At 66.2% G+C, this 20,763-nt stretch carries 23 protein-coding genes and 1 pseudogene; 13 read left to right on the top strand and 11 right to left on the bottom strand.

Annotated features, from left to right (window positions below; all coding sequences use genetic code 11):
* Positions 1-53: 53 nt before the first annotated feature.
* The 4 genes from AB0B45_RS47520 to AB0B45_RS47535 all read right to left on the bottom strand — a co-directional run bounded on the left by AB0B45_RS47520 (position 54) and on the right by AB0B45_RS47535 (position 4,083).
* On the bottom strand, positions 54-1,289 hold the full coding sequence (locus AB0B45_RS47520) for a sialidase family protein (protein WP_358144989.1): 1,236 nt from the start codon (positions 1,287-1,289) through the stop codon (positions 54-56).
* A 127-nt stretch (positions 1,290-1,416) separates the two neighbouring features.
* The gene (locus AB0B45_RS47525) at positions 1,417-2,760 is read right to left on the bottom strand and encodes a serine hydrolase domain-containing protein (RefSeq protein ID WP_358144991.1); all 1,344 of its coding nucleotides are present in this window, start codon (positions 2,758-2,760) and stop codon (positions 1,417-1,419) included.
* A 64-nt stretch (positions 2,761-2,824) separates the two neighbouring features.
* Positions 2,825-3,103 carry a hypothetical protein gene (locus AB0B45_RS47530; RefSeq protein ID WP_358144992.1) on the bottom strand — a complete coding sequence of 93 codons (279 nt, stop codon included), beginning with the start codon at positions 3,101-3,103 and terminating at the stop codon, positions 2,825-2,827.
* 647 nt (positions 3,104-3,750) lie between these two features.
* The gene (locus tag AB0B45_RS47535) at positions 3,751-4,083 is read right to left on the bottom strand and encodes a type II toxin-antitoxin system PemK/MazF family toxin (protein WP_079076564.1); all 333 of its coding nucleotides are present in this window, start codon (positions 4,081-4,083) and stop codon (positions 3,751-3,753) included.
* Between the two features lie 208 nt (positions 4,084-4,291).
* Between AB0B45_RS47535 and AB0B45_RS47540 the strand changes: the two genes are divergently transcribed.
* On the top strand, positions 4,292-5,530 hold the full coding sequence (locus tag AB0B45_RS47540; protein WP_358144993.1) for an IS701 family transposase: 1,239 nt from the start codon (positions 4,292-4,294) through the stop codon (positions 5,528-5,530).
* An 819-nt stretch (positions 5,531-6,349) separates the two neighbouring features.
* Here the strand turns inward: AB0B45_RS47540 and AB0B45_RS47545 are convergent.
* Complete coding sequence (locus AB0B45_RS47545; protein WP_358144995.1) at positions 6,350-6,673, bottom strand: hypothetical protein; 324 nt, start codon at positions 6,671-6,673, stop codon at positions 6,350-6,352.
* A gap of 5 nt (positions 6,674-6,678) precedes the next feature.
* Here AB0B45_RS47545 and AB0B45_RS47550 point away from each other — a divergent pair, with 5 nt between their 5' ends.
* From AB0B45_RS47550 to AB0B45_RS47560, 3 genes are all read left to right on the top strand, one after another.
* Positions 6,679-7,461 (top strand): hypothetical protein, encoded by a 783-nt coding sequence (locus tag AB0B45_RS47550; protein WP_358144997.1) that lies wholly within the window; start codon positions 6,679-6,681, stop codon positions 7,459-7,461.
* A 194-nt stretch (positions 7,462-7,655) separates the two neighbouring features.
* Positions 7,656-8,054, top strand: coding sequence for a hypothetical protein (locus AB0B45_RS47555; protein WP_358145000.1), 399 nt, complete (start codon positions 7,656-7,658; stop codon positions 8,052-8,054).
* Positions 8,055-8,363: 309 nt separating this feature from the next.
* Positions 8,364-8,714 (top strand): hypothetical protein, encoded by a 351-nt coding sequence (locus AB0B45_RS47560; protein WP_358145002.1) that lies wholly within the window; start codon positions 8,364-8,366, stop codon positions 8,712-8,714.
* Between the two features lie 123 nt (positions 8,715-8,837).
* Here AB0B45_RS47560 and AB0B45_RS47565 read toward each other — a convergent pair whose 3' ends face one another.
* Genes AB0B45_RS47565 through AB0B45_RS47575 form a run of 3 tightly spaced genes read right to left on the bottom strand, consistent with a single transcriptional unit; the run spans position 8,838 to position 10,713 of the window.
* Positions 8,838-9,380, bottom strand: a complete 543-nt coding sequence (locus AB0B45_RS47565; protein ID WP_358145004.1) for a flavoprotein — start codon at positions 9,378-9,380, stop codon at positions 8,838-8,840.
* Positions 9,377-9,838 (bottom strand): hypothetical protein, encoded by a 462-nt coding sequence (locus tag AB0B45_RS47570; protein WP_358145006.1) that lies wholly within the window; start codon positions 9,836-9,838, stop codon positions 9,377-9,379. Before AB0B45_RS47570 ends, AB0B45_RS47565 begins: the two co-directional genes overlap by 4 nt.
* Positions 9,839-9,879: 41 nt before the next feature.
* Positions 9,880-10,713, bottom strand: coding sequence for a helix-turn-helix transcriptional regulator (locus tag AB0B45_RS47575; RefSeq protein WP_358145008.1), 834 nt, complete (start codon positions 10,711-10,713; stop codon positions 9,880-9,882).
* A 344-nt stretch (positions 10,714-11,057) separates the two neighbouring features.
* Between AB0B45_RS47575 and AB0B45_RS47580 the strand changes: the two genes are divergently transcribed.
* Both AB0B45_RS47580 and AB0B45_RS47585 read left to right on the top strand, forming a co-directional pair.
* Positions 11,058-11,345, top strand: coding sequence for a hypothetical protein (locus AB0B45_RS47580; RefSeq protein WP_358145010.1), 288 nt, complete (start codon positions 11,058-11,060; stop codon positions 11,343-11,345).
* A gap of 245 nt (positions 11,346-11,590) precedes the next feature.
* Complete coding sequence (locus AB0B45_RS47585) at positions 11,591-12,322, top strand: GntR family transcriptional regulator (RefSeq protein ID WP_358145026.1); 732 nt, start codon at positions 11,591-11,593, stop codon at positions 12,320-12,322.
* Between the two features lie 3 nt (positions 12,323-12,325).
* Here AB0B45_RS47585 and AB0B45_RS47590 read toward each other — a convergent pair whose 3' ends face one another.
* Positions 12,326-12,673 (bottom strand): hypothetical protein, encoded by a 348-nt coding sequence (locus tag AB0B45_RS47590; RefSeq protein ID WP_358145012.1) that lies wholly within the window; start codon positions 12,671-12,673, stop codon positions 12,326-12,328.
* A 274-nt stretch (positions 12,674-12,947) separates the two neighbouring features.
* Here AB0B45_RS47590 and AB0B45_RS47595 point away from each other — a divergent pair, with 274 nt between their 5' ends.
* The 6 genes from AB0B45_RS47595 to AB0B45_RS47620 all read left to right on the top strand — a co-directional run bounded on the left by AB0B45_RS47595 (position 12,948) and on the right by AB0B45_RS47620 (position 17,997).
* Positions 12,948-13,364, top strand: a complete 417-nt coding sequence (locus tag AB0B45_RS47595; protein WP_358145013.1) for a plasmid replication, integration and excision activator — start codon at positions 12,948-12,950, stop codon at positions 13,362-13,364.
* On the top strand, positions 13,364-13,663 hold the full coding sequence (locus AB0B45_RS47600) for a hypothetical protein (protein WP_358145015.1): 300 nt from the start codon (positions 13,364-13,366) through the stop codon (positions 13,661-13,663). Before AB0B45_RS47595 ends, AB0B45_RS47600 begins: the two co-directional genes overlap by 1 nt.
* Positions 13,664-13,749: 86 nt before the next feature.
* Positions 13,750-15,165, top strand: a complete 1,416-nt coding sequence (locus AB0B45_RS47605; protein WP_358145017.1) for an FtsK/SpoIIIE domain-containing protein — start codon at positions 13,750-13,752, stop codon at positions 15,163-15,165.
* 35 nt (positions 15,166-15,200) lie between these two features.
* The gene (locus AB0B45_RS47610; protein WP_358145027.1) at positions 15,201-16,763 is read left to right on the top strand and encodes a replication initiator; all 1,563 of its coding nucleotides are present in this window, start codon (positions 15,201-15,203) and stop codon (positions 16,761-16,763) included.
* The gene (locus tag AB0B45_RS47615) at positions 16,760-16,948 is read left to right on the top strand and encodes a helix-turn-helix domain-containing protein (protein ID WP_358145019.1); all 189 of its coding nucleotides are present in this window, start codon (positions 16,760-16,762) and stop codon (positions 16,946-16,948) included. Before AB0B45_RS47610 ends, AB0B45_RS47615 begins: the two co-directional genes overlap by 4 nt.
* Entirely contained in the window at positions 16,945-17,997 is a 1,053-nt protein-coding gene (locus tag AB0B45_RS47620; protein ID WP_358145021.1) for a site-specific integrase, read from the top strand. The genes AB0B45_RS47615 and AB0B45_RS47620 overlap by 4 nt, the downstream gene beginning before the upstream one ends.
* A 1,032-nt stretch (positions 17,998-19,029) precedes the next feature.
* On the opposite strand, the gene AB0B45_RS47625 is transcribed toward AB0B45_RS47620, so the two are convergent.
* The gene (locus AB0B45_RS47625; RefSeq protein WP_358145023.1) at positions 19,030-19,197 is read right to left on the bottom strand and encodes a hypothetical protein; all 168 of its coding nucleotides are present in this window, start codon (positions 19,195-19,197) and stop codon (positions 19,030-19,032) included.
* Here AB0B45_RS47625 and AB0B45_RS47630 point away from each other — a divergent pair.
* Positions 19,196-19,468: pseudogene (locus AB0B45_RS47630) on the top strand (STAS domain-containing protein); the annotation flags it as partial. The gene AB0B45_RS47625 and the pseudogene AB0B45_RS47630 overlap by 2 nt on opposite strands.
* Before the next feature lie 52 nt (positions 19,469-19,520).
* Here AB0B45_RS47630 and AB0B45_RS47635 read toward each other — a convergent pair.
* A complete protein-coding gene (locus tag AB0B45_RS47635; protein WP_358145025.1) occupies positions 19,521-20,198 on the bottom strand; it encodes a VC0807 family protein in 678 nt (225 codons plus the stop codon).
* Positions 20,199-20,763: the final 565 nt, after the last annotated feature.

The following is a 20,763-nucleotide window of genomic DNA, read 5'->3' on the forward strand; positions in this document are numbered from 1 at the left end:
TTGAACGAGGCAGGCCCGGCTGGAAGTGAAGATCGACGAGGCCGGTCACCGAGTCAGGGAAGGCCGATCGCGCTCTCCCAGAACCAGTTCCAGCGGATCTCGTCACGGAACCGGGCCTCGCCCGCCTCGTACAGCACGCCGATCGCTCCGTTGCCGATGACCGTCATGTCGGAGTAGCCGGCATGGTCCTCGTCGATCAGGACGCCGGTGTTGTCGATGGCGCCGTCCTGGTCCCGCCAGGTCGAGCCGTCGTCGAAGGACGATCGGACGTTCAGGCCCACCGGGTTGTTCCCGGTCTTCGGTGTGGCAGGCGCCGACAGGAGGATCCGGCTGTGGGTGGCACCGCCGCCCCAGCGCTGGCGGAGCAGGGCAGGATGAGTGGGTGGGGCGATGATGTCGTTGTCGGCGCGGAAGGCGGCGGCGAAGGTCTGGCCGCCGTCCTTGCTCACGCCGCGGGCGAGCCCGTGGACGGAGGTCTGGTCGTCGACGGCGCCGTTGCGGGCGATCACGAGGATGCCGCCGTCGGCCTGCTCGACCAGGGTCTGCTCGCTGAGCCGGAGCACGGACCTGTCATAGGTGGCGGTCGCGCCGATCTGCCAGGTGCGGCCGTGGTCGTCGCTGTAGATCAGGCGTACGCTCTGCCGGCTCCCGGTGGCGAAGTAGACGGGGACCACGAGCCGGCCCGCGTACGGGCCGCGCGTCAGCTGGATCCCGTGCCCTGGCCCGGTGGCGAACCAATCGTTGACGCCGGCGGGCGCCTTGATGACGCTCGTCAGGTTCTTCGGCGCGGACCAGGTCAGTCCGTCGTCGTGGCTGACCTGTACGGCAGGCGTGCGCGGCGTGGTCTGGGTGGCTGTGGGCTCGGACGTCGAGAACAGGAACACTTGGCCTGCCGAGTCGGCGACGACGGTCGCGTTGCCCTGGAGGATCGCGCCGCGCGCGCCGGCCAGGACCGTCCTGCTCGGTTCCCAGGTGAGGCCGTTGTCGGTGGAGCGCCGCATGACGACGTCGAAGGCGCCATGGTCCAGGCAGTTGTTCTCGTTCCGACGCTCAGCGAAGGCGAGCAGGACGCCGGTCTTCGTCTTGACGGCCGCTGGGAGCCTGAAGCAGGTGGCCACCGGCTTTCCTGTGCCGGGGTCGGTCGTCATGTACTGCTTCCACAGGGTCTGCTGGTGGAAGGCGTTGGTGGGCGGGGCGGCCGCGGCGGGGGAGGCGGTGACCGCCAAGGCTGTCACCGCGCCCATCGCGGCACTAAGAATCCGTAATCTGAGGATGAACGTCCTTGCCATGCCCGTGATCATTCCATTTCCGGGGGGCCATCCAGCCCGGCTTCCCGTTCCCCGGGGGCCGTCGACATCGCGACCTGCCCGAGATAGTTGGAAGTGCCGTAGAGGTTCGGCTGCCACGGCTGCTCTTCTAGACGGTTCGGGTGAAGGGCCGGCCGGCGAGGTCGACTCCGGTGATCGCGCCGGTGTCGTCCCGGGAGAAGAAGCCACGCTGTCCGGTAAAGGCGCCGTCGGTGATGACGTACTCGTCAGTGTCGCCGGGCAGCAGGCCGAACGGGAAAGGCGCGTGGTCGGCGGGCAGCTCGACCTCGGAGTTCTCGCGGATCTCCGGCTTGATGAGGACCTCGAGTGTCAGCCCGGCACCGTCGGCTGTGACGGCGAGCGTCATGACCTCGTTCTCGTAGCGGCCGACGATCTCCCGGGCGCGGGTGTCGTCGTAGGGGGCCGGTTCGGGGTCGGCGTCGGTCACGCCCAGGTAGTGCTGCAGCGCCCACCGGACGACTGCCTGGTTGCAGGGGATGCCGTCGGGGTTGGCGTTGGACATCACGACGACGGCGAAGTTCCGCTCCGGCACCAGCAGGAGCTCGGCGAACTGGCCGTTGGACGAGCCGCCGTGCCCGGCGGTGCGCACCCCGTCGACCTCGCGCAGGAACCAGCCCAGGCCGATGGCGTCGCCCAGATTGCTGGCGCGCAGTTCGGCGGTCGGCTGCCTCATCCGGTGCAGCACTTCGGCGGGCAGCACACCGGTGCCGTCACCGAGGTGGAAACGCGCCCAGCTCAGCAGGTCCGAGGCCGAGGAGGCGATGCCGCCGCCGGGGTGGTCCCCGCCCCAGTGCCGCCACGGCCGCGAGATCGACAGCGTGCCGTCCTCACCCTTGTCGTGTCCTACGGCGAAGCGCCGCGTCATGACGTCGTCGCGGGAGGAGAACGTGTTCGACAGCCCTGCCGGTTCGAGCACCAGTGAGGCGACGGCCTGATCGTAGGGCTGGCCGGTGACCTTCTCGATGACGCGCCCGATCAGGTTGTAGCCTGCTTGGCTGTAGGAGACGCGAGCGCCGACCGGGGCGATCATCTCCAGCTCGGCCATCTTGGCCACATACCGGGCCACGGCGTCATCGCCCTCGCCGGTGTCGGTGATGACCCCCCAGTCCAGGCCCGCGGTGTGGTTGAGCAGATGCGCCACGGTGATCTCGGCCGAGACCGGGGCCTCGGGAACATAGCGGTGCACCGGGGCCTCCAGCTCGACCCGGCCCTCGGCGACCAGACGCATCAGCGCGGTCGCCGTGAAGGGCTTGGTGACCGACCCCAGCAGGAACAGCGTCTGCTCATCGACGGGTAGCGGGTTGTCGATGCTGGTCACGCCGTGGCCGGCGTAGATCTCCCGACCGTCGGCCCACACCCCGGCGCAGACGCCGGGGATGCCGAACTTCGTGGCCGTCGCCTCGACGAAATCGGACAGCGTTTCCTGTGACACGTTCGTTCTCCTTCTCGGTCGTGTGTACGGACGCCGCGGCGCTCACCTGGAGCGCTGGTCATGGCTAGCGGTTGGCGTCGGCGGCCCGGTCCTTGAGCTGCTCCGCCTGAGCGTTGAGGGAGTCGGCGAGCTGCTTGCCCTGGGCAAGTGCTTCGGCGCGCACCTGCTCAGTCGCCGCTCGGACATCGACCTGCTTCTGCTCGGCGGCGAGCCGCTCGGCCTCAGCAGCCCGGACGGAGGCCTGCTCGACGGCGGCGCGAGCCGTGGTCATCGTCTGCTCGGCCTTCGTCTGGGCGCGCTCGATGCGGGCGGCGGCCAGCTCGGACGGCGTCGTGTTCGACATGAGATCTCCTCGTTCACCTTGGTGTGTCTTGCCTGCACTCAGAACGATGGCCGCCACCGCTGTTACCGGCCTGACGCCGCGCTAACGCGCACGCTCAGCCCCTATCAGTGACAGGCCGGCACGGCTCAGGCGACATAAACCCTGCCGCGGCCGAAGAGCCCGAGAACGTCCGACCGATACGGGTTCCGATCCGTGACCGGGACGGCACGTTCACCGGAGGCTTTGACTCGGTGGCAGGTGTGCGGGTCCCCTTGGCCAGTGCCAATAACGCTGGTCGACGCCACCTGGTGTAGGAGCCCGCAGCCCCGTCCCGGATGGTCCGGGACGGGGCTCGGGGGTGTCGGTCGGCTTTCCAACGCGGCGGCCCCGGCGACTACCGGCGTCGCCTCCGCTCTGGCCTTGGACAGCGGGGCGGGCGAGATCACCCCAGATCTTGGCGCACTGCTTTTCCGACAGCCACGCCCGCAGGTGAAGTTCGATACGCCGGCTGCCGTGAAATGGCGGCATCTGCGCGGAAAGCAGCATGATCAAGTCTTGGAGTGGTAGCGGGCGAAACCCGGACCGGGCGGCCCATCATGTCTTCCGGCTTGGAGTTCTCTTGATCTTCCTGAGGGCCTGGCCTGAGAAACGGGTCCATCCCTCTCTGCCTACTTGAGTCCACCGAGACGAAGGGCATCCTCGATCTCGCTGAGCTTCGCGGACGGCAGGACGCCCGCCTGCCCGATCAGGTCTTCCCTGGCCAGGGTGACCAGCCAAGTGCAAGGGATGAGGTCGGGACGTGGAAGTGCGACTCTCAGGACGCCTTCGAGAGGCAGTCCTTCGGGGGCACCTACTGCCACCTCAACGGCCACGCCGCTGAGATCGGTGCCCGCGGGAGCGACGACCTGCATCGCCAAGAAACCGGACGCCTCTTCTCCCGACAGCAGTACGACTGCCCGCTGCTCGTTGAAATCTGCCCACCAGACTTCGCCACGTCGCATATGTCCTCCTGATACGGGACGGCGCGCCTGCGTCGCCCCTTCGACCGCCGCCTACTCCAGGCACAGATCGTAATGTTGGCTGGTCAGGGCCGACGATAAGACGGCTGCGGCCACCGCTGATCATCGGTGTGTGAAGACTAACGATCTTGCGGTGGCCGCAGGTCACAGCGTAGACCCTGCTCGCTGGCGGGAAGCGTTCGAGGGCCTGATGAGCCGGATAGCCGGCCGGTTCGCCCGGGTTGAACCCCGGCGTCGGGTACGGGATCTGATGCTGGGGCTGCTGTCGGACCTGCCACGCAAAAACTGCTGGAGCATCGCCGAGTGGGCCGGAGAGGCCACCCCGGACGGCATGCAGCACCTGCTCGGCCGGGCCCGTTGGGATGCCGACGCCGTGCGCGATGACGTGCGCGAGTACGTCCTGGAGCATCTGCACGACGAGGGTGCAGTGCTGGTGGTCGACGAGACCGGCGACGTGAAGAAGGGCACGCACACCGTCGGTGTCCAGCGCCAATACACCGGCACCGCGGGCAGGATCGAGAACGCGCAGGTCGCCGTCTACCTGGTCTACGCAGGTCAGCGCGGCCATGCCGCCGTGGACCGGGAACTGTATGTCCCCCGCTCGTGGACCGATCAGCCCGACCGCTGCCAGGCGGCCGGACTCGACCCCGACACCGCCTTCGCGACCAAGCCGGAGCTTGCCGCCCGCCTGATCGGCCGGTTCCTCGACACTGGGCACCGCGTGCGCTGGGTCGCGGGGGACGAGGTCTACGGCGGCAACCCGAAGCTGCGGTCCGCACTGGAAGAGCGCGGGGTCGGCTACGTGCTCGCCGTCGCCTGCTCACATGAAGTCACCACCGGTGCGGGGAAGTTCCGCGCGGATACCCTGGCCGCGAAGGTGCCCAAGCGGGCATGGCAGAAGCTGTCCGCCGGAGCCGGGGCCAAGGGGCACCGCTTCTACGACTGGGCCGTCATCGACCTGGCCGAACCCCGGCCCGGCAGCCGCCAGCTGCTGATCCGCCGCAACCGCACCACCGGTGAACTCGCCTACTACCGCTGCTTCTCATCCGTCCCCGTACCCCTGACCGCCCTGGTCCGCGTCGCTGGATCAAGGTGGCGGGTGGAGGAGACCTTCCAGTCCGGAAAGGGCCTGGCCGGACTCGACGAGCACCAAGTCCGCCGCTACACCTCTTGGTCCCGCTGGGTCACCCTGGCCATGCTCGCTCACGCCTTCCTCGCCGTTGTCCGCGCCGACGAACACGCCCGGTACCCCGCACCTGACGGGCTCATCCCGCTCACCTGCAACGAGATCCAGCGACTGTTCATCACCTTGGTCGTCCGGCCCGTGCGCGAGGTAGCCCACCGGCTCGCCTGGTCCGCCTGGCGACGCCGCCACCAGGCCCGAGCCCAAGTCGGCCATTACCGACGACAAGCCGCGAATCAGAATTGAAGATCACGATCTACAGCTGGAGTACTAAGAGCAACCGGCGAGCAACCAACGACGTATCTCGGCCTCCCCACGAAGCCCCCGAGAATCGAGAAATCGCAGGTCAGGCAGGGTGTGGAGTGGTAGGGCGCCCGGGGCTCGAACCCGGAACCTACGGATTAAAAGTGGAGCGCTGGTTCTTGGCTTGGTGGCGCGATGACCTGCTGTCAATCCACGTGATCTTGTGGGGAGGCAAGTAAGCGTTCCGCGCATGTTCCGGATCTTGCTTCGGGCCCCAAACGGTTAGTGGTGCGGGCGTCCACCCATGGCACATGCGATGCATCCAGGACCACCGAGCGCAGTTGGGGCGTGGCCGTCAAGAGCCAGAAGGTATGTCGTTCTCTACCGACGTGGAGCGACGGCTGTATCGGTGCGACAAGGACTCGATCGTGTACACGAGAAGAAGGAGCATGGCAGCCAGGACGAGACCATGCTCAATCCACTGAGCAACGGCACCCAACCCCCATGACTCAGCGGCCAAGCTTTGAGGATCACCTGAGACGATGCCGACGATGTGAGTGAAGACGATCCAGGCAGCGACGACTGCCATCAACCAACTGGGCCAAACAGGGTTTCGATCAGCCCCGATGGTGTTCCCGCGGCGTATCTGAGCACGCATCGTGCTGGGGAGGTTTCGATCACTCACGAAGGTCAATATGGCACGGCTACCTATAAAGGCGAAAGGGTGTTCCTGGATAACGAACAACTGGCATGCGCGATGACGAGTGATCCATGCGCGGACGCACGCGAACGTGTTCAAAGGGGCGCAACCTCATCTCGCCTCTAGGAGTAGAAGCCTCTCCCGTACTCCTCGCGGGGCTTGGTGAAGTCGTTGGGACGCACCTCCCGGAGGTGTTCGTGACGCTCGGCGAACCTGTCGATGGCTTCGCGGATCGTCTCACCGAACTGCTCGCGCATGATCACTAAGGCTGGAAGGATGCGCTCAGCAACGATGTGATCATCGACGACATCCCAGATGTCTCTCACAAGAACATCTTCCCGTAGTTTCAGCTTGGGACTATCAAGATCACGCCTGCTGGCCTGGGAAACGCTGACGTGGTAGCCAGTGCATGGCTGTCCGTCCTCTACCACGTGATCTAGGATCATCGACCGTGACATCGTGGGCGAGCAGATATCGGTCGGGCGATCACGTCGCGGTGTGGAACGACCTGCGAGCCTTTGGGTCTTCAGGCGTGCCTGAGAGTCTTCGAGGGGATGCCGAGGAAGTCGCACGCGAGACCATGCGGCGGGTGGCTGCCAACATGGATGTGCTGGTCGACCGGCTCTCTTCTGCTAGGTACGCGTTCGCTTGCCCTGATGCAGTCCGCCAAGCCCCCACAGAGGATGATTTCGAAGCGATTGCGAAGGCCGAAGCCATCATCGGCCCCCTCCCTGTAGCGCTTCGCGCTTGCCTGGAGATCGTGGGTGCGGTCGACCTGTGTGGGGATGGGGGCTCAATGCTGCCTCACGTCCGCTACCACGCACCCGCACGCGAGCCAAGGGAGCTTGACCCCGACCCTCTGGTCCTCCACTCGGGCCGAATGCTCTGGGACATGCTCAATTCGACCGTGGGAGACACCAGTACGGGGTGCGCCTGTACGGATCCCGAAGAAGATGAACTGTGTGAGTTCCATGCGAACGGTTTCTTCTTCAGCATCGCTCCTGATAGGGCGGCTAAGGCGAACTTTAGTGGGGGAGATCACTACATCCATCTCCCGAGCGCGAACCCCGACCCGCCGCTTAGGGGCACCCCGGTATCGGGGTCCATTTCGCTCGTCGAATACCTGCGCCGGTCCCATGCCTGGGGAGGATTCCCCGGCTACGCCACCCGACCTGCGCATATTCCTCCGCCGGCTCTTCTCGAACGGCTCCGAAACCAGCTACAGAAGTTCTGAACAGGGATGGAAGGGCCATACTGCTGTCAGCTCGGGAACTGCAGCGATCACGGTCGGTCGATCAGGGGTTCCCTGGTTGGGATGGCTGCCGGTCGAGATGTGAGTAACCGTGGTTGACCGCTCGTTCCCGCGGCTAATGGCACGACGATCACTTCTCTGAGTGGCGGCGCGAGAACTTCGACATGATGGCGAGCATGGAAGATCTCCGTCCGCCCCTCCGCTTAATCGGCTACTGGAGCAGTGCAGACACGCCGGACTGGCCCAACCCCAACGACTGGGTCGATCTCGATTGGGACGACAGGGAACGGGAACTCGTCGCGATCTATCTCGCTGGAGGCATCCACGCCCCTTATGCCACGGCAGGGCCCTCCGAGTGCCGGATCTGCAAGCAGGCAAACGGCAGTTTGGAGCTGACCGATGGGACCTACCTCTGGCCCGAGGGGCTGGCCCACTACGTTCGAGACCACTCCGTGCGACTGCCCGAGGTGATCGTCCAGCACGCCTTGAAATGGATGGATGGATGGATGGCGAAGACTGGAATGTGGACACGTCATGGTGGAGGACGCTCGGCAACGGTGCAGTGTGATGCCTAGATGCGCCTACGCGCATACTCTCTTCTCCTGATCATCCCGTCTGCCGTCGACCCGCCCGAAGGGGAAGCGGGCCAGGGCCACGGATACCAGATGGAGCGCCCAACTGGACGAACGATCTGGTATCCGTGGCCCTGGTCTGCTCGGCTTGTCCCGGGTCGATGGCGGGCGGGATGATCAGGCCCCACCTCAGCCACCAACAGACTTGCGGCGACGCGCTCACCCTTGGCGATCATCCCGGAGCCGGAGCGCCCCCGCCGGAGGCGAAAAGAAGTTGGTAGGCCAGAGGGCTCTCATGGAGCATGAGCGCTCATGGGGATGTTCAACACGGTGAAGTTGCCCGATCCACTCACCTGCCCGAACTGCGGAGTAGCTGGTATCTGGACCGCGCAGTTCAAGTTCGGAGCGACGGACCTTCTTGAGTATGAGGTGGGCCAGCAACTGAACTGGGATTACAGGTGGGCTGTGGAGGGTGAACGTGGCCATCACCGTGTGATTGTTCAGGGCGTCTTGGAGGGCTGCGCGCATTGCCGCACGCATGACTTCGGCGACTTGTGGGAGATGGTCGTCATTGAAATTGTCGATGACGTGATCGTCTCGGCCGTGCCGGACACCAGCGGTGACGGTTGGTGGGCAGAAGGCTGGCGAGTGCTTGAGGCATAGGGCAATGCTCAGTTGAGCGCGGCCCGAGTGGCGGGCGCGCGCGAGAACGGCCCCCAGGCCGCACGCGCAGCGTGCGGCCCGCAAGCTCGGGTCGCGTGGCGGCGCTTGCGCCGCCCTTGATTCCTATGAGCCCAATTCGGCAAGTTCGGTGAGCGCGCGTTTCCACGGGTAGGTCTCGAAGCGTTCACCGCCCGTGCCGGGTGCGTGTGGCTCGAACTCGCCAGGTCCGAACAGTACGCGTACGCCTTCGGTGCGTAGGTCTTCCACGCTTCGCAGGAATGGAGCCCTGGAGGCGAGCACGCTGTTGACGAAGGGCACGATCACGACTGGGATGCCGAGTCCGGGCGCTTCGGACAGGAGGCCCAGGGCGTAGGTGTCGGCGATGCCTTGGGCGAACTTGTTGATCGTGTTGTAGGTGGCGGGGGCCACGATGATGGCGTCTGCTCGGGGCGATTTGGGCTCGGATGGCTTGCGGTACTGGCTGCGGACAGGGCGGCCGGTCTGCTGTTCCAGCTTCGGCGCGTCGATGAAGTCGAGTGCCGGTGGGGTGGCGATGATCTGGACGGTCCATCCTTCGTCCTGGGCCAGGGCGACGAGGCGGCTGACGTCTCCGGCCGGTCCGGCGGCGCAGACGATGATGTAGAGGACCTTGCCGGGTTGGGTCACGCGATGACTCCCACGGATTCGGCGTACTCGCGAGCTTCGCGGCGCACACTGATGGGCGCGGTGGCCAGGATGTCACGGACCAGCCGCAGGGCCGCTTCCCGCCCTGCGACTTCCTCGGGCGCGATCTGGCCGGCGGCTCGGAGGATGTGCAGCGCCTGCTCGTGTTTGCCGCACATCAGGAAGGCGCTGGAGGTGTCGAGGAGGAGTGTGGCCTTGCGTTCGTTGATCGGTAGCTTGTCGATCTCGACGTGCCGTGCGTGCTCGATGGCGGTCCCGGCGTCGCCCAGTCTCAGCGCGATGTTGACGCGGTGGCACAGGACGTTGTTCGGGCCGAACGCGGTCCACATGTGGTTGCCGTCGTGTCCGAGTCGAGTGCCTGCTTCGGCGGCCTCGTTGAGGAGTTCGGCGATGTTGGGGCGGTCGCCGCTCTCCGCGGCTGCGACTGCTCCGCGGAGCAAGAGAGATCCGTAAATCGACAGGTCATCGGGAGACGGATCGCTCATGTCGGCGTCCATGCGTACGGCTGCCGCGCGGGTCGTCTCCGTGGCTGCCCTGTGGTGCCCCCGTCCATCAGTGCATGGGTGATGATGCGGGAGCTTGAGCCGATCATGAGCGGGCTCTGGCTGGCCTGGGCGGCTTGCATGCTCCGGTCGGCTGCAAGCCAGGCAAGGCCCTTGTCGTCCTGCTTCAACAGGATGGAAGCCGCGACGTGGTGAGCCTCGGCCGACAGGGCGTGCGCCTGTAGCTGGGCGTCGCCGGTCAACTGGGAGCATGCAGCTCGGAGACTGCGCAGCAGAGTGGGCAGGGTTTCGGCGACCTGTCCGTATCGACAGGCTTGGTAGTTCTGCTTCGCGGCCACTACGGCGGTGGAAAGGGCATTCAGGTCAACTGGCCCATTGGCCGGAGTGGTGTAGTCGACCAGGACGGTCGCGAGATTTTCGATATGGCGGCTGGCGTCCAATGCTTTGTCCGGTTGTCCCAGGACGGCGCTGAACAAAGCGGCTCCGGTCAAGCCGACGAATTCACGGCGTCGCACGCTGTCACTCTCTCCCCGATCGGTGAGACGGGCGGTGAACGAAGTAGCGCGTCGATTCGGAACAAACCCCAGGTCCTCGGGCGTGAGCTGGGTGACTTCGGCGATCGCCTGCCGGTATGGCTCGCGGGGCCACCTGACCTCGCCGGCTTCCCACCGCCTGATGCGCTCCTCGTCGCAGACCAGCTTGTGCTTGACGCCGCTCTTGCTGAGGGTGACCATTTTCGCCATTTCGGCCCGGGTCAAACGCGCGTTCTCCCGCCATGCGCGGAGGTGAACGTTGGGCGTCGCCTCAGCCATAGCCAACCTGCTTTCCGACGGGGGGCGAAAAGGGGTTAAGAGGGGGGCCTCTTAGGTGGTCTCGCCATTCGGTTTTGTCGGTGAACTTGCCATCAGTCAACAACGGTACGTCAAACGGCCTTCCGCCACAGGGAGCGCCGGACAAACGAGGAGATGGCGACGGTGATCCGGCCAGACGAGATGAGCGAGACACGCCCTTGCCCTTCATGTCGGGGCGTTGGGTCCAAGCTGCGCACCTCGCGTCGTGCGCTGCTGATGGCGCAGGACGGTACGGATCAACAGACGGGTGGGGAACAGGCGTGTCTCGACTGCCTCGGAGACGGCCGGGCCGAAGGGAGCGGAACGTGAATCCAACAATCATGGCCCTGGCGATGGGTGACCTCGGGAGGCTGGACGGGGAGAACAAGCTCGTTCGACTACGTGACCAGCTCACAGACCTCGGCATCAATGCCGAGTTGCGGGACAGCAACAGTGCCCTCCTCGTGCGCACGCCCGAGCCGGGGCTGCCGGTGATGGTCTTCGTCGGATACGGCGGGCTCTACTACTCATGGCAGGACGCCAACAAGCGCCACAGGGCCGATGATCCGAAGGGCGCGGCCATGGCTCTGGCCGACTACATCAAGAGCCGCTGAGACGGGCGCGGCGAAGTGGTGTTGATCCCGCAGGGAGGGGTTTCTGCGAGATCCCAGGTTCCCGCCTCGTCGCGTCTCCTTCTCCCCGGTAGGCAGGCCGTGGCCCATCCCCCGCCCACCTGGCGGTGCCCGTCGTCGGCCTACCGGGGTTTCTTGCTCTGGCGATGGCGCCACATGGACAGGCGCATCGGAGCGGGCTACGCTCGCACTTGGTAAAACAACCTGTTGGGTGCAGGACGGTCATGATGTCACTAGAGTCCGTGCCGCCGAAGTATGCGCAGCTCGTGCAGACCCTTCAACGGCGTATCGAGTCGGGGGACTACCCTCCGGGCTCTCTTCTTCCCAGCGAGAACCAGCTGATCCAAGAGTTCGGCGTCTCGCGTCCCACCGTGGTCGCCGCCCTTCGCGTGCTGCGCGAACAGGGCTGGATCGAGTCCCAGCAGGGCAAGGGCCGCTTCGTGCGCGGCCGACCTGCGATGGCCTCGGTTGAGTCGAATCGCCCCGGTCAGGCGTACCTGACCAACCCGGAGACCGACTCTCCGGGCGAGGTGATCGAGGCGGGGGCGGTCGCCGTACCGAACCGAGTCGGCGCCCTGCTCGACGTGCAGCCCAAGGCCAAGGCGTTCCTGCGCCGGCGGCTGATCGCCCGCGACGGCGAGGCAACCGAGCTAGTGTCGCTGTGGCTGCCGTTGGAGCTGTCCGAAGGGACCGACCTGACCAGCGGCGAACCGCTGGCGCAGGGGTTGCGTGAGCATCTGAAGGCGCGCAAGGGCGTCCGCTTCGATCACATCGTGGAACAGATCACCGCGCGCATGCCCTCGGCCGATGAGGCCAAGAAGCTCGCCATGCCGAAGAACACGCCGCTTCTGGCGGTCTTCGGGGCCGTCCGGGATGCGTCCGGCCGTCCCCTCGTCGTGGTGGAGGTTCTTCTTCCGGCCGACCGTCACGAGCTGGAAGACGCCTATCCGATCTCGTAGGGGTTATGTGCAGCGCCAGTCCCAGTCGCTGCCGTGGGAGTCGTAGACCTCCAGGATGTACTGGCGCCCTTGCATCTCGTCCGGTTCCGCGAACCACAGGGTGATCCTCGCTGGGTGCTCGGCTCCCGCGATGGCGGCCTTGCTGTAGTAGCGGCGGACCTCTGCTTCCGAGAGCGAAGTATGCAGGGTGAGTCTGACACGGTAGTCGCAGTAGTCGCCGCTTCCGCCGCCCATGTTCTTCTGGATGGTCGCGTCACCATCGCCCCAGAAGTAGTTGCGCGTGTTCGGCGGAAGCGGGTAGTCGAGTACTCGGCTGTACAAGGCGTCGAGCCGTTGGTTGTCCCGCCGCACAGGGATCATGATCAAGACGAGCAGTACGGCAAGCGGCACACAGATCGCCGCTAAGCATCCCCAGGCACCCCGTGTCATGAGGCCGCACCCTAGGGCATGGGCGGTGCTGGCTCCTAGAGCTTGATCGTCTCGATCCAGGGCCGCGAGGTGTACCTGATGGGTTAGCTGAATGTCACCCGCGGAGCCCACCTAGGCACTTGACCTATCAAGTGCGCTCTTCTTATCCTCAAGAGACTTGATAGGTTAAGTGCCTATCACTCGACAGGAGGAAATCATGGCTCTGCAAGGCCCCATCCCTGTCACCTTCCCCATGGTCTTCCCGCACGGCTGCTACATCGTCGGCGAGGTCGAGCCCGTCAAGGACTTCGACGCCTCGACCAACGGCCGGTTCGTGCAGGCCCGCGACAAGCTGACCAGTGAACTGGTCTGGCAGGTCGCTGTCATGGACGGTGACCCGACCGTCAAGGCCGCCCAGAAGACCGTGGCGGTCAAGATCCTCAGCCCCGTGCAGCCGGTGCCTCCGTCGCCGATGCCGGGCCTCCCGTTCACCCCCGTCGAGTTCGACGGCCTCTCGGTCACCCCGTACGTCAACGGCAACGGCCGTCTGGCCTTCTCCATCAAGGTCCGCGAGATGCACGCTCCCCGCCACACCACCCCGAGCAAGGCCCAGGCCGGAAAGGACGTCGCCTGATGACCCGACGCCGTACCCCTCGAACCAGCGTGATCCGCCTGACCACCGGCCAGGCCGCGCGCACCCTGCGCCACCCCTACTCGCTTCACCCGCCCGTCCTGGCGCTCGACTTCGGCGCTACCTCGGTCCTGGTCACCACGGCCGGACCGGTGACGGTGGATGACCTGAAGTTCGCCCGCCAGCTCGCCCGCGAGGCCGCGCTGTTCGTCCTGTCGCTGGAACGCCGCTTCAGCCAGGCCCATTGCGAGCACCGGCACACCGAACAGCCGGCCAAGGCCTCCACCTGCAAGGCGGCCTGACAGCAAGGCGGGGCCGCTGGAAGCGGCAACTTCCGGCGGCCCCTGGGTTCTCCCACGACTTCCACATCACGAGAGGTTCCAAGCTTATGTTCCGCAGGCTCCCCGGTGACGAGGCGCGCACCCTCGTCACCACCACCCCCGACACGGCCGTCGTCTTCCAACCGGCCGTGCTCAAGACCCCCGCCTTCCTGACCATCCTCATCTACCTGTGGCGTTTCCTCGTCGCGCTCGTCCGTACCGTCTGGCGGCACCCGGTCGCGGTCGCCGTACCGGCCAGCCTGGGCGGCATCTGGCACCTGTATGGCTGGCCACTGGCCGCCTCCGTGGCAGGGTTAGTCGTTCTGGCGCTTACCGCCTGGGCGTTCATCGATCGCGGCTCCTTCACTCGACTGATCGGCCGGCGGCTGCTGGCCTGGTGGCGGCTCGTGTGGATCTACCGGCGTCACTGGCAGTCGGTCACGTTCGTCTCCGGGCTGGCCAAGCGCATCAACGGCCGGGACTACCTGCCCTACCTGGTGCGCGTGCGGTGCGATGGCTGGGCCGACCTGGTCACGGTGCGCATGTTGAAGGGGCAGGCGGTCAAGGACTGGACCGACCGCGCCGACAACCTCGCCCAGGGCTTCGGCGCCACCTCCTGCCGTATCGCGCTGATCAAGGGCGGGCGGCTGTTGCTGACCTTCCCCCGATTCGACCCGCTCGCCGCCCCCATCCCCGCGCTCCCGATCCCCGGCGAACCCTCGGTCGGCCCGGTCGAGATCGGCAAGCGCGAGGACGGCCAACCGTTACGGCTGAAGATCCTCGGCACACACATCCTGATCGCGGGCGCCACCGGAGCGGGCAAGGGCTCCTTCCTGTGGGACACCATCCGCGGACTGCTGGCAGCGATGCGGGCGGGCCTGGTGGAGATCTGGGCGCTCGATCCCAAGCTGATGGAGCTGTCCTTCGGCCAAGAGCTGTTCACCCGCTATGCCGCCCACCCCGGCGACTGCGCTGACCTGCTCGAAGACGCGGTCGATGTCATGCAGAAACGGGCCGCTCGCTTCGCCGGCCAGCAGCGCAGCCACACGCCGACTGTCGAGGACCCGTTCGTCCTGGTGCTCGTCGACGAGATCGCGTTCCTGACCGCCTACCAACCCGACAAGCAACTCCGGCAGCGCATCTCCGCCGCGCTGGCCACCCTCGCCACCCAGGGCCGTTCGGTCGGGGTCGGCGTGATGGCGGCCTTGCAGGACCCGCGCAAGGAGGTCATGAACATCCGCAACCTGTTCCCGGACAAGATCGCGCTCAGGCTGGACGAGTCCGAACAGGTGGACATGGTCCTCGGCGACGGCGCCCGCGACAGGGGAGCGCTGGCCGACCACATCTCCCCCGTCCCCGAGCTGGGCGCTGGCGTCGCGTACATGCGCCTCGAAACGAGCCCCGAACCGGTGCGGGTGCGGGCGGCCTACGTCTCCGACGCCGACATCCGCGCCATGGTCGCCGAGTACGGGGAGGCCGCGTGACAGATCGCTCTCTGCCCCCGACGGTACGACTGGCCATGCCCCAGGCCCGCGATGTCCTCGTCGAGGTTGCCAAGCTGCACGGCGTCTGTATCCGCCCGGTTCCGCTCAAGCGCCTGGACACCCACACCGGCAAGTGGGAGATCATCGACGTCCCGTGCGGGGCGACGCTGGACGGCAAGTGCCCGCCGTGCGCCAAGCGCAACAAGCAGCTGCGGACGGCCCAGTGCCGCGAGGGCTGGCACCTGGACGAGGAACCCGCCATCACCCCCGACCCGGCCAACGAGGAACAACGCTGGCTGGTCGAGTTCCGCGCCGACATCCAAGCCCAGCGCGACCAGGCCGACCGCCTCGGCGAAGACACCACCGACCTGGACGCGGTCATCGTCGGCCTGGACGAGGAGATCAACGAGGCGGGCATGCGCGGCAACGTCCTCGGCCGCACCACCCCCAGGCGCACCCGCTCCACCCGGCGGCGCCAGGACGCGCCCGACCTGCCCAAGCGCACGATGACCAACACCACCCTCGGGCGGACCTTCACCGGCTCGGACGGCGCGACCTACCGGCCGTCCCTCTTCGTGACCCTCACGCTCCCTTCCTACGGCAAGGTCATGAACGGCGCTCCGGTCGATCCCGACGCCTACGACTACGCGCGGGCCGCTCGTGACGCGCTGCACTTCTCCAAGCTGATCGACCGGTTCGTGCAGAATCTCCGCCGCGTCGCGGGCTACGACGTGCAGTACTTCGCCAGCGTCGAACCGCAAAAGCGCCTGGCTCCGCATCTGCACATGGCCATCCGCGGCACCCTGCCACGCGCGGAGGTCAAGCAGATCGCGGCGGCCACCTACCACCAAGTGTGGTGGCCACAGGCCGACGAAGTCCGCTTCGACGGCGATCACCTGCCCGTCTGGGAGGACGGGGCTGGCTACCTCGACCCGGCAACCGGTGAGGTCCTGCCCACCTGGGATCAGGCGCTCGACCAGCTCGACACCGACGAGGATGCCCAACCGGCGCACGTGATCCGCTTCGGCGACCAGGTGGACGTCAAGGGCGTGCTCGCGGGCACCCCGGATGCCGACCAGTGCATCCGCTACCTGTCCAAGTACCTCACCAAGAGCCTCGACCAGGCCCTCGACGGCCAGGCCCAGCGCGAGCACGCCGCCCGCTTCCTCGATGCCCTCCGCTACGAACCCTGCTCGCCTGCCTGCCCGAACTGGCTGCGCTACGGCGTCCAACCTAAGGGTGCCAAGGAGGGGATGACTCCCGGCCGCTGCCGGGGCAAGGCCCACAAGCCCGAACACCTGGGCTACGCCGGTCGCCGTGTCCTGGTCTCCCGCAAGTGGAGCAACAAGACCCTGACCGAACACAAGCAAGACCGCCGCACCTGGGTCCTGCAAGCCCTCGGCCAGACCGACGAGGCCCCGGACCCGCACCGCTACCTCTGGCGGCCAGTCCCGGCCGGCGACGCCAACCTGGAGCCCCTGACCGTACGCCTCCTCAGATCCGTCCATGAACGGCAGCGCTGGCGCGCGCACCTACGCGAGCTGGAAGCGCAAGCCACCGGCCAAGATCTTTCGGCAACCGAGGCGGTGGCGGCGTGAAGAGAGACGAACTCCTCACCGTGGCCCAGGTCCTCGACGAACTCGGCGGCATCTCCCGCCGCACCTTCTACCGCTGGCGCGAGATCGGCAAGGCGCCGCAAGGCATCCGCCTGCCCAACGGCGAACTCCGCATCTACCGCAGCGACCTCAATGTCTGGCTCGAATCCCTCCGGAGTGCAGCATGAATACCTCGTTCAAGGTCAAGTTCTGGGACATTCGCACCAACACCCGATCGGACGGCACGAGCAAGAAGCCCCGCGTAATCTCGCACACCGTGCGCTGGACAGTCGGCAATCGCGAGAAGTCGTCCACCTTCAAGACCAAGGGTCTGGCCGAGAGCTTCCTGTCCGAGCTGCGGCAGGCCGCGCGCAAGGGCGAGGCGTTCGACCTGGAGACCTGTCTCCCGTTGTCCATGCTCAAGGACAAGGACGCCCGGACCTGGTACTCCTTCGCGGTCGCCCACGTCCACGCCTGGTGGCCTCACGCGGCGGCCAAGTCCCGCGAGGGCATGACTGATGCGCTGGCCAACATCACGCCCGTGCTCAGCAAGGACGCCCCGGGCCGTCCGGACGACGAGGTGCTCCGAAGGGCGTTGCGGGAGTACTCCTTCCTCCCACCGGATCGCCGCCCGACGCCATCACCCGAGATCGCCAAGGCCGTCCGGTGGATCGAAGCGGCTTCGCTCCCCTTGAGCGCCCTGGAAGAGGCCAAGCAAACGCGCGCTGTCCTGGAGGCGCTCTCGCTCCGCATGGACGGCAAGGCGGCGGCGACCTCGACCTACCGGCGCAAGCGGGCCGTCTTCCATCACGTCCTGGAGTACGCCGTGGAGCTGGAGGAGCTGTCGGCGAACCCGCTCCACAAGGTCAAGCTCCGCAAGGTCAAGACAACCGGCGAGATCGACCGCCGTTCGGTCGTCAATCCCGCCCAGGCACGCGAACTGCTCACCGCGGTGACCTATGTGGGGCGTTCACGCGGGCTGATGATGGCGGCCATGTTCGCCTGCATGTACTTCGGCGGCCTTCGACCTGGTGAGGCGTCGGCCCTACGGATGAAGGACTGCGTTCTCCCGGAGAAGGGTTGGGGCCTGCTGACCCTGGAGAAGACGTCGCCGGAGACGAACAGCCGCTACACGGACTCGGGGGAGAGCCACGACGAGAGGGGCCTGAAGCACAGGGGAGAGAAGGCGACGCGCCCGGTACCCATCCCGCCCGAGTTGGTGAAGATCCTTCGGTAACACATCAAAGATCACGGAGTCGGTGAAGATGGGCGGCTGTTTCGCACCGGCCCAGGGAAGCCGTTCCCTGGTTCGACGGTCTCGAAGGTCTGGCGGGAGGCGAGACCCTACGCCTTCACGCCCGATCAGGTCGCGTCACCGCTGGCGGGCAGGCCGTATGACCTTCGGCACGCGGCCGTCTCCCTTTGGCTCAACGCAGGGGTTCACGCTCCGGAAGCGGCCGAGCGAGCGGGGCACGGGGTCGACGTCATGCTGAGGGTGTACGCCAAATGCATCGACGGTCAGCGCGAGGTCGCGAACGAACGCATCCTCGATGCCCTCGCCGCATGACAGGGCCCTCGACAGAAGGACCCCGGGAACCCTCGGGGTCCTTCGCCGTTCTGGCTGCGGAATGCGCCCTGGAAGCTTCCGAACCGCACGGTCGACCTGCGGAAACGCGCCAAGATCCATTCCGCGTATATTCCGGGAGGTGTGGCATACGGCGGCATCCGGTGGCATTCGGCTGCCCACGTGGCTCACGCCGTACGGGAGAGAAACCCCAGCTCAAGAGCGGGATTCGAGGTGAAGAGTGGTAGGGCGCCCGGGGCTCGAACCCGGAACCTACGGATTAAAAGTCGCCAGACTTTATGCCGAGCCGTGTCGCAACATATTTTAATGTATCACTCCGGCCGCTAATGTCGCTTTCAAAATGTCCAAGAATGCCGCCCGGTGTTATGTCGTATCAGGTGCCGACGAGCATCCACCGAGCAACCATAGGGCGGATGGCGTCTCTTGACCGTTCTCATTTTGCATTTGATTGGCGAGCTGACGTCCCGGATGGTCGCGACATGCTGGACCTTCCGGAGTCTCCAGCCGGTAGGTGTACTCCAGGACGAACACCACCACCGCAACCAACCGGGACAGCCGCTGGCTGTTTCCAGGCCGCCGCACTGGCTGGCCAATGGGCGGGCCACGGTGCAGAAAGAATGGCCACGATCGCGGCACCGGGGAAGATCCGAGATTCCTGCTGCCCCAACCAGGCACCTTTAGTCATCACCAGCGGTGATAAACCCAGTCCAAATCAGCGGCTTCCGCGCTGGCGGGATTGATGGATGATAAAAACACCGCAACGATCTGGTTGACACGATCAAGAACGTCTTCATGCCACCTAGACCTCGCGACCACCACCCTGTCCGGCACGCCCCCGGGAGGAATCGGCATGAACGCCACCGTCAACCCCAGCACCCCTCACGATCGCGCTGTCGAACCCTTCACGATCAACTACCAGCATCTGCGCATCGCCCAGATCCTCGATCCGCCCGGGCTGCGGATCGAGGGAGAACTCGACGTCGCCACGCTGCCCGCCCTGACCTGGGCGCTGGCCGCGATCACCGGCGACGGCGACATCTGCCTCGATGTGGCCGCTTTGACTTTCATTGACGTCGGCTGCTTGCGCGCCCTGGTCACCACCGCCGCCCGACTGGAAGACGGCCACGTGCTGATGCTGCGGTCCGCGCAGCCGCAGCTGCGCCGCCTGCTGGAGATCACCAGCTGGCACGGGGCGCCCCAGCTTCGGCTGCAGAACCCGCCGCTGCCCGCGCTGACCGTTGCTCCACTGCGCCGGCTCCAGCACATGTTGGGCTTCCGGCAGCCACCATCGCTCGCCTGATCACCCCGAGCAGCCAGATACTCAAGGTGGCATTGACCAGCAGGACCAACGCCCACAACACGGTCAGCCGGACGAAACACCGCCGGACCCGCTCGTGCTTCACGATGACCGCGGGCAGGCGGACATAGTCGAGGATCAGCTTGCCCACCAGCGGGCGGCGCAGCCGCACCGAGGCCAGGAACACCAGGCTGATGCAGATGGTGCCCAGCTCGGGCTGCAGGAAGTAGATGATCGCGCTGCCGCTCCACAGCGCCAGCGCGGACCGGGCGGTAATCGCGACCATGGCCAGGATCATGGTCCCGGAGACCGGGCGGCGCAAAAGTAGCCGCCCGGCCACGCTGCCGTACACCCATGCGAGCACTGCGGCCAGCGCGCCGTTCAGCCCGAAGAGGGTCAAACCGGCATAGAACACCGCTAGGGGAATGACCACACCGTCAAGAAGCCGGGGCACAGCCTGTCTGGCCAGCGTCCTGACGCCGGGGAGCGACACCCGCACCGGGCCCACATTGACCGGTCGGGCGCCGCTGTCGATGCTGGCCTGAACGGTCGCCACGATGTCCTCTGGATCCGAAGGCACGTGGCTGAAGGCGACCCAGCGTCACGTGACCCCGGACATTTATCGGCACAGCCGCCTAAAGGAAGGCGGGTGGCCGGGTGCTTCCAGTCAACGCCACCCACGGGGATTCGGATACCGGCATTCCCGGCAAGGCTCATCACCGCCGCTGATCAGCAGAGCGCGGCTCCACGGCCTGACACTGCAGCGCTGTCACTTCTCGTCGACATTCTGTGCGCGAGCCAGAGCATCGATCCAGAGGTCGCTTTGAGGCAGCTCCTTCTATTCCGCCAACCTCAGCGGGCAGCGCCGATGCCCGCCTGGTGGAGCGCGAGGGGACGGATTCCCGCTGCGTTCCCCTTGGGCGGGTAGGTGTGTCAGGTTCGCTATCGCTGCTGGTGATGGGGCTTGCTGGGATTGGCCGTTTCCGTTGGCTCGCCGATCACCTTGACTGGTATCTGACCAGTCGGCGCATCTGGCGTCGCTGTCGTCGTGAGGGGGTCGTGATGACCCTGGACGCTGAAGGTATGAGTGGTATCGCGCGCGCCGGTCTGAACGGTCAGGC

The organism is Nonomuraea sp. NPDC049152, assembly GCF_040648355.1.
In the GTDB taxonomy this organism is placed as follows: Bacteria; Actinomycetota; Actinomycetes; order Streptosporangiales; family Streptosporangiaceae; genus Nonomuraea.